At 68.9% G+C, this 11,988-nt stretch carries 10 protein-coding genes; 6 read left to right on the top strand and 4 right to left on the bottom strand.

What is annotated here, in order from left to right; all coding sequences use genetic code 11:
- Positions 1-41: 41 nt before the first annotated feature.
- The 4 genes from lgt to pgeF are packed head-to-tail and all read left to right on the top strand — an operon-like array spanning position 42 to position 3,230.
- Positions 42-935 (top strand): prolipoprotein diacylglyceryl transferase, encoded by an 894-nt coding sequence (gene lgt / locus PGN23_RS09910; RefSeq protein WP_335302710.1) that lies wholly within the window; start codon positions 42-44, stop codon positions 933-935.
- Positions 932-1,960 carry a class I SAM-dependent methyltransferase gene (locus tag PGN23_RS09905; RefSeq protein WP_443019764.1) on the top strand — a complete coding sequence of 343 codons (1,029 nt, stop codon included), beginning with the start codon at positions 932-934 and terminating at the stop codon, positions 1,958-1,960. Before lgt ends, PGN23_RS09905 begins: the two co-directional genes overlap by 4 nt.
- Positions 1,957-2,472 (top strand): GNAT family N-acetyltransferase, encoded by a 516-nt coding sequence (locus PGN23_RS09900; protein ID WP_335302709.1) that lies wholly within the window; start codon positions 1,957-1,959, stop codon positions 2,470-2,472. The genes PGN23_RS09905 and PGN23_RS09900 overlap by 4 nt, the downstream gene beginning before the upstream one ends.
- Positions 2,469-3,230 carry a peptidoglycan editing factor PgeF gene (gene pgeF, locus PGN23_RS09895; RefSeq protein WP_335302708.1) on the top strand — a complete coding sequence of 254 codons (762 nt, stop codon included), beginning with the start codon at positions 2,469-2,471 and terminating at the stop codon, positions 3,228-3,230. Before PGN23_RS09900 ends, pgeF begins: the two co-directional genes overlap by 4 nt.
- Before the next feature lie 504 nt (positions 3,231-3,734).
- Here pgeF and PGN23_RS09890 read toward each other — a convergent pair.
- On the bottom strand, positions 3,735-4,862 hold the full coding sequence (locus tag PGN23_RS09890; protein WP_335302707.1) for a zinc-binding dehydrogenase: 1,128 nt from the start codon (positions 4,860-4,862) through the stop codon (positions 3,735-3,737).
- Positions 4,863-4,959: 97 nt separating this feature from the next.
- On the opposite strand from PGN23_RS09890, the gene PGN23_RS09885 reads away from it, so the two are divergent.
- On the top strand, positions 4,960-5,772 hold the full coding sequence (locus tag PGN23_RS09885) for an arylamine N-acetyltransferase family protein (RefSeq protein ID WP_335302706.1): 813 nt from the start codon (positions 4,960-4,962) through the stop codon (positions 5,770-5,772).
- A gap of 95 nt (positions 5,773-5,867) precedes the next feature.
- On the opposite strand, the gene PGN23_RS09880 is transcribed toward PGN23_RS09885, so the two are convergent.
- The 3 genes from PGN23_RS09880 to xseA form a co-directional block, all read right to left on the bottom strand.
- On the bottom strand, positions 5,868-8,885 hold the full coding sequence (locus tag PGN23_RS09880) for a TonB-dependent receptor domain-containing protein (RefSeq protein WP_335302705.1): 3,018 nt from the start codon (positions 8,883-8,885) through the stop codon (positions 5,868-5,870).
- 181 nt (positions 8,886-9,066) lie between these two features.
- Positions 9,067-9,267 carry a DUF2093 domain-containing protein gene (locus PGN23_RS09875; protein ID WP_335302704.1) on the bottom strand — a complete coding sequence of 67 codons (201 nt, stop codon included), beginning with the start codon at positions 9,265-9,267 and terminating at the stop codon, positions 9,067-9,069.
- Positions 9,268-9,278: 11 nt separating this feature from the next.
- Positions 9,279-10,724, bottom strand: coding sequence for an exodeoxyribonuclease VII large subunit (xseA, locus tag PGN23_RS09870; protein WP_335302703.1), 1,446 nt, complete (start codon positions 10,722-10,724; stop codon positions 9,279-9,281).
- Here xseA and purD point away from each other — a divergent pair.
- The gene (gene purD, locus PGN23_RS09865) at positions 10,723-11,982 is read left to right on the top strand and encodes a phosphoribosylamine--glycine ligase (protein WP_335302702.1); all 1,260 of its coding nucleotides are present in this window, start codon (positions 10,723-10,725) and stop codon (positions 11,980-11,982) included. The genes xseA and purD overlap by 2 nt on opposite strands.
- Positions 11,983-11,988 lie beyond the last annotated feature (6 nt).

Here is an 11,988-nt window from a genome sequence, read left to right as displayed (position 1 = left end):
CCTGGCCCCATTATGCAGACGCGGTCGAAAAGGGGAAAGCCTTGATACTGCCTGCTCTTGCCGCCGGGGCCGTGCCCGCCGCGGGACATATCCGATTCGCCGATCTGGGGTTGCACCCGGACGTGTTCACGATCGGCTTCTTCACGCTGCGCTGGTACAGCCTCGCCTATATCGCCGGCATCGTCATCGGCTGGTGGTACCTGCTGAAGCTGATCGCGCAGCCGGGCGCCCCGATGGCGCGGCGGCACGCCGACGACCTCGTCTTCTATGCCACGCTGGGGATCATCCTGGGCGGGCGGATCGGCTATGTGCTGTTCTACGCGCCCGAAATGCTGGTTCGGCCGCTGTCGATCCTGCGGCTGTGGGACGGCGGCATGTCGTTCCACGGCGGCGTCGTCGGCACGTCGCTGGGGATCATCTGGTTCGCGCGCAAGAACCGGCTGGACTGGCTGCGGGTCCACGACTGGGTGGCGTGCTGCGTGCCGTTCGGGCTCTTCTTCGGCCGGCTCGCCAATTTCGTGAACGGCGAATTGTGGGGCAAGCCCGCCGACGTACCCTGGGCGATCGTCTTCCAGAACACCGTCCCCTACGGCATCGCGGAGCCGGCGCGGCATCCCAGCCAGCTGTACGAGGCGGGGCTGGAGGGCGTGGCGCTGTTCGCGCTGCTGTGGTTCTTCTTCTGGCGCACCGATGCGCGTTACTATCCCGGACGACTCGTCGGCATCTTTCTGGCCGGCTACGGCACGGCGCGGTTCGTCGTCGAATTCTTCCGCGAGCCCGACCGCCAGCTGGTCGAGTTCGCGCAGGCCACCGGGCTGCACATGGGCCAGTGGCTGTGCGTCCCGATGATCGCGGGCGGCGCGTTCCTCATCGCCACCTCCGGGCGGCGGCGTCGCCGCGTCGAGGCGACCGCCGGGACGGCCAGCGTCGCGTGAGCGCCGCCGCCGAGCCTGCGCTGGCGGAGAGGCTGGCGCGCGCCATTGCGCTGGGCGGGCCGATCCCGGTCAGCCAGTTCATGGCCGCCGCCAACGCGCATTATTACGCGACACGCGACCCCCTGGGCGCGGGCGGTGACTTCACCACCGCGCCCGAGATCAGCCAGATGTTCGGCGAGCTGATCGGTGCCTGGGCGGCGGACCTGTGGGACCGCGCCGGCCGGCCCGCGGTCGCCTGGGTCGAGCTGGGGCCGGGGCGCGGCACGCTGACCGCGGACGCGCTGCGCGTGATGGCGCGCGCCGGGCTGACGCCGCCGGTCCATCTGGTCGAGACGAGCCCGACGCTGCGGCAGGCGCAGGCCGGGCGCGTCGCGCACGCGACGTGGCACGACACGCTCGCCACCCTGCCCGAGGACGTGCCGCTGATCGTCGTCGCCAACGAATTCTTCGACGCGCTGCCGATCCGCCAGCTGGTCCGTGCCGCGGGCGGATGGCACGAGCGGCTGGTCGCCTGCCAGGACACGCTGTTCCTGCCGATCGCGGGCGCGAGCATACCCGAGACGATCATTCCCCCCACGCTGCGCGCCGCCGCGCCGGGATCGATCATCGAAACCTCCCCCGCCAGCGTCGCGATCATGGCCGACCTGTCGGCCCGCCTCGTCGCGCAGGGGGGCGCGGCTCTGGTGATCGACTACGGCTATGACGGCCCCGCGATCGGCGACACGCTCCAGGCGGTGCGCGGCCACGCCTATGCCAACCCCTTCGCCGAGCCGGGCGAGGTCGACCTGACCGCGCATGTCGACATGGCGACACTCGGCCTCGTCGCCACCGCCTCGGGCGCGCGGCTGTCGGGCACGATCGGTCAGGGCGCCTTCCTGCGCGCGCTGGGGATCGATCAGCGTGCCGCCGCGCTCGGCCCCCGCGTCGCCGCCGACCGCGCGCGGCTGGTGGAGGAGATGGGCGAGCTGTTCCGCGTCATCGCCGTTTCGCATCCCCATTGGCCCCAACCCGCAGGTTTCGCATGACCGACACCCCGACGCTCCGCCCCGCCACGCTTCACGACGCGCCCGTCATCGCGGCGCTCGCGCGGCAGACCTTCACCGATACGTTCGGGCACCTCTATTCGCCCGACAATCTGGCGGCGTTCCTGACGATCCACACGCCCGAGAATTGGGCGGCGGAGATCGCCGACCCGCGCTTCGCGGTGACGCTGGCGGAGGCGGACGGCGAACCCGTCGCCTATATGAAGCTCGGCCCGCCGTCCCTGCCCTTCACCCCGCCATCGGACGCGATCGAGCTTCGGCAGATCTACGTCGTCGCGTCGCAGCACGGCAGCGGGCTGGCGCGCACGATGCTGGAACATGCCATCGCGGAGGCACGCCGCCGCGGTTGCGGCGCGCTTTATCTCTCCGTCTTCACCGACAATCCGCGCGCGCGCCGCTTCTATGCGCGCCACGGCTTCGTGGAGGTCGGCCCCTATGCGTTCATGGTCGGCGACCAGGCGGACGAGGATATCGTGATGCGGCTCGACCTGTGACCGATACGCCCGACGTCTTTCGCGCGCGGCTGCTCGCCGATGTCCGCCACGGCTTCCTCGGCCGCCGCGGCGGCGTGTCCGGGGGGCTCCACGCCGGGCTCAACGTCGGCTTCGGGTCGGACGACGATGCCGCGACCGTCGCGGCCAATCGCGACCGCGCGCTGGCCGCGGTTGCGCCCGGATGCCTGCTCCAAACGCCCTATCAGATCCATTCCGCCGACTGCATCACCGTCACCGCGCCGCTGGCGGAGCGTCCGCGCGGCGATGCGCTCGCGACCGATCGCCCCGGTCTCGCTATCGGTATCATCACCGCCGATTGCGCCCCCGTTCTCCTCAGCGATACCGCCGCGGGCGTGGTGGGGGCGGCGCACGCCGGATGGAAGGGCGCGCTGGCCGGCGTCACCGATACGACGATCGCCGCGATGGAGGCGCTCGGCGCCCGTCGCGACCGCATCGCCGCCGCCGTCGGGCCGTGCATCGCGCGCGCCAGCTACGAGGTGGACGACGCCTTCCGCCGCCGCTTCGAGGAAGCGGACGCCGCCAACGAGCGGTTCTTCGCCGACGCGCGCGCCGGCCACGCGCAGTTCGATCTGGAGGGCTATGTCGCCCACCGCCTCGCTGCCGCCGGGGTGAAGCGGGTCGAGACGCTGGGGCTCGACACCTATGCCGACGAGGAACGCTTCTTCAGCTTCCGCCGCGCGACGCATCGCGGTGAGCCGGATTACGGGCGGCAGATCGCGATCATCGCGGTAAACTGATCGGCCGACGAAGGGCGCGGTTTGCCCGCCCCTATCAGGTCGTCGGCCCGGACCTGTTCGAAACCTCTGCGAAAGGCGTGGATCGCTCGACACGTTCGGCGTTCCCCGGCGAAGGCGGGGCCTTTGCAAAACAGGTGCAACGGCATCGAGTCCACGCCATGCTCCTGCGCAGGCAGGAGCCCAGGGCCCGGCAGAACAACGCATTATGGGACCTGCAACCCTGAGCTCCTGCCTTCGCAGGAGCACGGTGTAGCCTTTTGCAAAGGTCTCGCGACGGCCGGGGCCCGGTTGGCGTGGCTTTTCCGTCTGTTACCACCGTGCCCCAGCCGGGCCCCGGCCTTCGCCGGGGAACAAGGAACTGGGTTTCGCCTAGGTCTCGACCTGATCCGGGGTCCAGGGTTCCGCGCACCTCGCCGGACAAGGCGTGTGGGACCCGGGACGCCGGAACGAGTCCGGCATGACGATGTGGCCGGGGTGACGCGGGGTCACGCCCGCATCCCGCCATCACCGCGTCGGGTCGATCAGATACTTCTCGCCCGTCGCCTTCTTCTCATAGGCGCGCAGCACATCGGGGTTCAGCGCCTCCGCCAGCCCGACCGTCGCGGTATAGCCGCTGGCGAAGGTCGTGGTCAGTTCGTCCACCACGCGCTGGCGCATCCGGCCGACCACTTCCTTGCCCGCCTTCTGCATGAACGGCGTCAACAGGAAGCCCGACACGCTCCACTGGAACCCGAACGCCAGCCGGTTGAGCGTCGTCGGCGACAGGTCCAGCGCGCCGTAGATATACAGCTGCTTGAACGTGTTGGAGCCGTAGCGGCTATATTCGGTCGCGGTGCGGTTCGCCGCCTGCTCCATCGCCTGGACGATATCGCTGCCGATCGACCCGCCGCCAATCGCGTCGAACGCGATCGTCGCCCCCGTCTCCGCGATCGCATCGACCAGTCGCGCGCGGAAGTCGTCGGCCTTGCTGTTGATGACGTGAGTCGCGCCGATGTCGCGCAGGATCTTCTCCTGCGCCTCGCTGCGCACGATGTTCACCAGCGGCACGCCGTCCGCCAGGCAGATCTTCTGCAGCATCTGCCCCAGGTTCGACGCCGCGGCGGTGTGGACGATCGCCTTGTGCCCCTCCATCCGCATCGTCTCGACGAAGGCGAGCGCGGTCAGCGGGTTGACGAACATCGCAGCACCATCCGCCGCGCTCGCGCCCTCGGGCAGCGGCACCACGTCGCGCGCCTTCAGCGTGCGATACTGCGCGTACATCGCGCCGCCCATCATGCCGACCTTGCGCCCGATCAGCGCCTTGGCCTCCTCGCCCGCCGCGATGACGGTGCCCGCGCCCTCGTTCCCGACCGGCAGCGACTGCCCGATGCGCGCGCGCACCCCACCCATCCGCTCGCGCGGCACCTGGAACGTCACCACCGGGCGCTCCGCCGTACCCGATCGCTCAAGCGTCGACACATCCGCCGGCCCCAGCAACAGTCCCAGGTCGGACGGGTTGATCGGTGCCGCCTCCACCTTCACCACCACCTCGTCCGCGGCGGGGGCACCGTGCGTCACCTCCTCCAGGCTCAGCGTCAGCCGCCCGTCCGCATCCACCGCGGAGCGCAGCTCCAGACCCGTCACGTCGCTCATCCTCGCCTCCATACTGATTCTTCGAAAACCGCATGGCGGCGCGCGGCGATGTGCGCAACCCCTTCGCGTATCACGCCTCCCGCGCTAGTCCGGGCGAATGTTCGACCTCGACACCTATCTCGCCCGCATCGAGCTTCCCGCGATGCCGACCCGCGACGCCGCCGGCCTCGCCCGACTGCAATGGCAGCATCGCCAGCGCATCCCGTTCGAGAACCTCGACGTCCGGCTCGGCCGCGGGATCGCGATCGACAGCGCGTCGGTCGCCGCCAAGCTGGTGACCGCGCAGCGCGGCGGCTATTGTTTCGAGCACAACCGCCTGTTCCTCGACGCGCTGGCCGCGCTGGCGTTCGAGGCGCGGCCGCTGCTGGCGCGCGTCTGGCTGGGCGCGACCGAGGTGCCCCCGCTGACCCACACGCTGGCGCTGGTGACGATCGACGGAGCGGAATGGATCGCGGACACCGGCTTCGGCGGCTCCTATACCCCGGTCCTGCCGCTGGTCGACGGTGCGGAGGCCGACGCCCCCGACGGCGCGCGCTTCGTCCTGCGCCGCGACGATGCACATGGCTGGATGCTGTTGCGCGACGGTCATCCCGCCAATACCGACGGCCGCGCGACGGGTGCCGGATGGCAGCCGCAATACAGCTTCACGACCGCGACGGTGCACGCCAGCGACCTGGCGATGGGCAACCACTGGTCCGCCACCGCCCCCACGAGCCGCTTCGTGAACCACAATGTGGTCAGCATCGTCCTGCCCCACGGCTTCGCCGCGCTGACCGACCGACACTACCGCCGTCACGCCGCCGGCGCGACCAGCGAGGCGGAGATCACCGACCCGCGCGTGTACCGCATGCGACTGGCGATGATGTTCGGAATCGCGCTGTCGAGGGAGGAGGTGGCGGCGCTCTTATGACCAGCCATCGCCCTGCGCGATTGTCGCGTCAGGGCAAAAAAGAGGCGGCGGATCGATGATCCGCCGCCCATCATGACGATAGTTTCTTTCGAACGTTACATCTTCAGCGAGACGCCGACGAAAACGTAACGGCCGTTCGCGTCATACACCGTCGGATAGGTGTTGCCGTTACCGAACGACGAGATCGGCGCAGCCGACTGGCTGACGATCGGCGGCGCACGGTCGAGCAGGTTGTTCGCGCCCACCAGGAACGAGAACTTCTCGGCAACCTGGGCGGTCATCGTCAGATCGATGTAGTTCTGCGACGGGATGCGCGCATCGATCGGGTTGAAGGACCCCCTGAGATCCGTGTCAGCGCTGGTACGCTCGAAACGGGTTGCACCCAAGAAGCGCCAGCGTGCCGACACCCCGATACCATCCGGCAGCGTCCAGTTGACACGAAGCTGATGCCGCCACTTCGGCTGCGGGAAGCCGCACTGACCGCCGTACAGACCTACGCAGTCGTAATCGGCGCCTGCGCGGTTCAGCCGCACTTCGTCGGTATACGTTCCGTTGAAGTTGAAGCCGAACGACCCGACCCCGCTGGTCCGCAACGTGTACGAACCCACGACGTCCAACCCGCTGGTCTGGAGCGTACCGGCGTTCGTCGCCAGGTTGTTGATGAACCCGTTCGGCGTCAGCCACAGCGACCCCGTACCCGGATCACGGCGGACGAAGCTACAAAGCTGGGCATCGCCGGTCAGGCCGCACTGCTTCAGGATCGTATCGAAGCCCAGCGTGGCGATCGTGTCCTTGATCTTGATGCGGAAGTAATCGACCGACAACGACAGTCCCGGAATGAACTGCGGCTGCAGGATCACGCCCCCGGTGATGGTGTCGGCCCGCTCGGGACGAAGGTTGACGTTACCACCGGCGAAATCCTGGTACTGTTCCGACGGGTTGGCGACGATATTGCCGTACTGAGCCGCCGTCACGCCAGTCCGTGCGCACTGAGCCGCCGTGAAGGCCGGCGCAGCGCCCGCGCAGGGATCGTCGGAACCGCCAAGGCCGAGGATCTGGTTGGCGAACAGCTCCTGCGTATTGGGAGCGCGCACGGCGCGATTGTATCCCCCGCGGAAGCGAAGATCGCGGACCGGCGCCCAGACCGCCTCGCCCTTGTACGAGCTGACCGAACCGGCCGTGCTGTAGTGGGAGAAGCGATAGCCGCCGTTCAGCGTCAGCTCCTGGAAGAACGGCCGATCGCTGGCGATCGGGACCTGGAGCTCGCCGAAGAACTCCTTCACGTCGAACGCGCCGCTGATGTTCTGCGTCGGGCCGCCCTGACCCGTCAGATCACCGGAAGCGAAGGCCGTGTCCACGTTCAGTTGCACCGCCTCGCGACGGTACTCGCCACCGATGCTCAGGCCCAGGCCCTCGCTCGCCCACGGCAGCTGGACGCCGTAGTCGGCACCCCGTGCAGTGATGGAGCCGGTGATGACCGTCTCCTTGGTTTCGCCAGTCTGGAAGCCCGTCTGCAGAACGTAGTTCAACGATGCCTGGGACGGAGTGATGGCCGGATTGAAGATGTTGAGCGGGACGCAGTTCGCATCGCTGCCATCAACAACCGAACGACATACAGGCTGACCAAGCGTGGACGAACCCGGGCGTGTGTCGGTGATGACGTCGGTCGCGCGAGTGAGGCGGGTCAGCGAATACTCGTTGCGATAGTTCAGCGACATCGTCGTGGCGCCATACTGACCGGAAAGGTCGTAGCTCACGCCGGGTGCCAGATCGCCCTTGGTCCCCAGGACGAAGCGATAGCTGGTATGGCGATAGTCGGCCTGACGACCACCACCCTCGACACCGCGACGCCCGATCGTGACCGCACCGCGCGAGTACGGGGTCCCGTTGGGGTTCAGGAACACGGCATCTGCGGTCCCGCTCTGAACGAGATTGTCTGCGGCGCAGATCCGCCCCACCAGAGCGGCCGAGAGCAACGGGTTGTCGCAGTTGATGCTCGAGATGCTGCCCGAACCCAGGAACAGGCCCGAGGGAGCGATCTGAGCGACCGTGCGATCGTCCATGAAATTGAACTCGAAGTACGGCTTGAGCGCGTCGCTGACCTCATAGCGACCGATAACGCCACCGAGGTAGCGCGTGTCGGGACGCTGATAATAGTTCAGCGGATTGGCATTATACAGGTTGCCATCGTTCAATGCGCCGCTTGCGGTCACACCGAAATAGTCGCCGTTCCGGAGGTTTGCAAAAGTGGCCGGGAACGAGTTCGGCGAACCGGAGCAGTTGAAACCCGAAGCGTTCGAGCTGAAACCGCAGTTGCTGTAATCGCGGGAATTCTGCGCGATCGCACCGATGTTGCGGTACCCCGCATAGCCGACGAGGTGGCCTCGATCATCGTCCGTCGCGACGCCGAACTTCACGGACCCGTCGAACTGGTGACCGTTCACCGACAGCCCGTCAGGCGCGGTGTAGCCAGCGGCCCGGTTGCGCTGCTGGAAGTACGCCGACCGATTATCATGCATCGCGACGCCGTAATTCAGGTCGACGCCAAAGCCTTCATAATCGGTGTCGAGAACGAAGTTGACGACGCCGGCGATCGCATCCGAGCCGTACACCGACGACGCACCGCCGGTCAGAACGTCGACGCGCTTGATCAGCATCTGCGGAATCGCGTTGACATCAGCCGCAGACGTTCCGCCCACGGAGGACGACGGCGCGCCAGGATTGAGACGACGGCCGTTGATGAGAACGAGCGTGCGGCGGTCACCGAGGTTACGCAGGTTGATCGTGGCGGTGCCGTCGCTTCCGTTGGAAACGGCCGAGCCCTGCGACGGCGAAACCTGCGGCAAGGCGTTCAGCACGTCCTCGATACGGGTCGCACCCTGAAGACGAATGTCCTGCGCGTTGACGGCTGTGATGGGGCTTGCCGAGGTCAGGTTCGGCGACGACAGGCGAGAGCCCGTCACGACGATATCGGCCCCAGAGGTTTCGCCCGCAGCGTCCGTGGTTGCCGGCGCATCCTGAGGCGCAGTCTGAGCGTAGGCCGGAACCGTTGCCAAACCGGCGAACGCTACACCAAGCAGCAGGTTCGCCCTCTTGATTGCAGAGGATTTCATTCCCTCGATGTCCTTCCCTGTCGTCGTCCGGCACCTGGTCCGGATCGAACTGTCACCCCGTTATGGGGTATGGGGGCCTGATGAAGCCGAACATGAGGTCGTGTAAAGAAATCCGATGATGCGAGTTACCAATCCATTGCAATTGTTGCAATCAGGCAACACGTCAGAGCAGGACGACCCCTCACCGCGGCGCCATCTCCTCGCTCGCCACCGCGGCACTCGCGAACGGCCGCTGCCCGGCGACGTCCCAGTAGCGCAGGTCTTCCAACGCAATGCGGGCGCCGGTGACGGCGCAGACGACGTGGTCGCCCGGCGCCAGGATGCGGAAGCCGTTGGGCATGTAATGGACCTTCGCGGGGCGGTCGGTGTGGGACATCAGCATCGGTCGGACTTTCACAGCAGGCGGGGTTGGTCGGTCGTGGCGGCCGTGCGGGCGCCGGCGGCGGGCTGCGGCCGGGCGGGGGTGCGCTCGACCCTGGGCGGCGTCGCAGGACCATCGCCAGTCCGTACCGCCACCGCACCGTCGCGGAAGCGCAGCGTCAGCGCGCCCGCGGCGGTCGCGCCCGCGGCGGTGGTGACGGTCGCGCCCGCGCAGTCCTCCACGCGGGCATAGCCGCGCTGGAGGATGCGGTCGGGGTTGAGGCTGTCGATCAGGCGGCCGACATCGGCCAGCCGGGCGCGCGCCGCCTCGACGCGGCGCTCCAGCGTGGCCGGACGGATCGCGCCTGCGGCGCGGTCCAGCTCGCCGCGGGCACGCGCGACGCGCCGCTCCAGCGCGCGGTCGCCGCGCACGCCCAGCTCGTCGACGCGCTGGCGCTGCGGCCCCAGCAGGCGGTCGCGCGTCGGCAGGACGCGCACCAGCGCGTCGAGCCGCTCGCGACCGCGCTCGACATAGCGGCGCGCGCACCGCTCGGTGCGCATCGCCATCGCGTCGAGCGTCAGGCGCAGGTCGGCGAGCACCGGCACCGCGATCTCCGCCGCCGCGGTGGGCGTGGGCGCGCGCAGGTCGGCGGCATGGTCGCACAAGGTGGTGTCGGTCTCATGCCCGACCGCGGAGATGATCGGGATCGAGCAGGCGGCGACCGCGCGCACCACGGGCTCCTCGTTGAAGGCCCACAGGTCCTCGATCGAGCCGCCGCCGCGCGCGACGATCACCAGGTCGGGGCGCGGCACCGCGCCGCCGGCGGGCAGCGCGTCGAACCCGCGCACCGCAGCCGCGACCTCCTCCGCGGCGCCCGCGCCCTGCACCTTGACCGGCCAGACGACGACATGCGTCGGGCAGCGATCCTCCAGCCGGTGGAGGATGTCGCGGATCACCGCGCCGGTGGGCGAGGTGACGACGCCGATCGTGCGCGGCATGAACGGCAGCGGCTTCTTCGCGGCGCGATCGAACAGCCCTTCCGCGGCGAGCTTGGCGCGCAGTTTCTCCAGCAGCGCCATCAGCGCGCCGGCGCCGGCCAGTTCCATGCGGTCGACGACGATCTGGTATTTCGAGCGGCCCGGATAGGTCGTCAGCCGGCCGGTCGCGACCACCTCGATACCGTCCTCCGGGCGGAAGCCGAGGCCCGCCGCGCTCCCCTTCCACATCACCCCGTCGATGACGGCGCCGTCGTCCTTCAGGCAGAGATAGACGTGCCCCGACGCCGCCCGCTTGTAGCCCGATATCTCGCCGCGCAGCCGGACATGGCCGAACTCACCCTCCACCATCCGCTTCAGCCGGCCCGACAGCTCGCTGACGCTGACCGCCATCGCATTGTCGCCGGGCGTCGCCTCGGCTACCAGCCGCCCCGTCCCCGTATCGCTGCCGGTATCGGGGGTATATAAGAAGGGGTCGGCCATGAATATCCTGCTGGTAGGGTCCGGAGGACGCGAGCATGCGCTGGCATGGAAACTCGCGCAGTCGCCCCGCCTAGGTACGCTCTTTGCCGCCCCCGGCAACCCCGGCGTGGCACAGGTCGCGACGATCGCCGATCTGGACGTGACCGATCACCGCGCGACGATCGACTTCGTCCGCCGGCACCAGATCGCGCTGGTCGTGATCGGACCGGAGGCGCCGCTGGTCGACGGTCTCGCCGACAATGTCCGCGCCATCGGCGTGCCGGTGTTCGGCCCCGGGCGGGAGGCGGCGAAGCTGGAGGGGTCGAAGGGCTTCACCAAGGACCTGTGCGCGCGCGTCGGCATTCCGACCGCGCGCTATTTCCGGACGACCTCGCGCGACGGCGCGCTCGCCTGCCTCGACGATTTCGGCGAATCGTGCGTCATCAAGGCGGACGGCCTGGCCGCGGGCAAGGGCGTCGTGGTCGCCGCCACCCGCGCCGAGGCGGAGGCCGCGATCCGCGACCTGTATGCGAACGGCCCGGTCGAGGCGGTGATCGAGGAGCGACTGGAGGGACCGGAGGCGAGCCTGTTCGTGCTGTCGGACGGCACCACCACCGCCTCGTTCGGATCGGCGCAGGACCACAAGCGCGTCGGCGAGGGCGATACCGGCCCCAACACCGGCGGGATGGGCGCGTACAGCCCGGCGTTCGACCTGACGCCCGATCTGGAGGAGCGCGCGCTGGGCGAGATCGTGCGCCCGACGATCGACGCGCTGGCGGCGGCGGGAACGCCCTATGTCGGCGTCCTCTACGCCGGACTGATGCTGACCGCGGACGGGCCGAAGCTGATCGAATATAACGTGCGCTTCGGCGATCCCGAATGCCAGGTGCTGATGGCGCGGTTCGACGGCGACCTGATCGAGACGCTGCTGGCGGTGGCGGAGGGTCGGCTGGCGGACCTGCCCGCGCCGGCGTTCCGCGACGCCGTCGCGCTGACGGTGGTGATGGCGGCGGAGGGCTATCCCGGCACGCCGCGCACCGGCGGCGCGATTCGCGGGATCGATGCGGCGGAGGCGACCGGCGCGACCGTCTTTCAGGCGGGCACGCGGATGGACGGCGACACGCTCGTCTCCGCGGGCGGACGCGTCCTGGCGGTGACCGCGACCGGCGCCGACGTGGCCGCGGCACAGGCGGCGGCCTATCGCGGCGTCGACGCGATCGACTTCCCGACCGGCTTCGTGCGCCGCGACATCGGAGCCAAGGCCATCGCCAGGGGTTGAACCGCT

This window comes from Sphingomonas adhaesiva (assembly GCF_036946125.1).
Taxonomy (GTDB): domain Bacteria; phylum Pseudomonadota; class Alphaproteobacteria; order Sphingomonadales; family Sphingomonadaceae; genus Sphingomonas; species Sphingomonas adhaesiva_A.
Note: the sequence above shows the minus strand (reverse complement) of the source record. Positions and strands in the feature narration are given on the sequence as shown.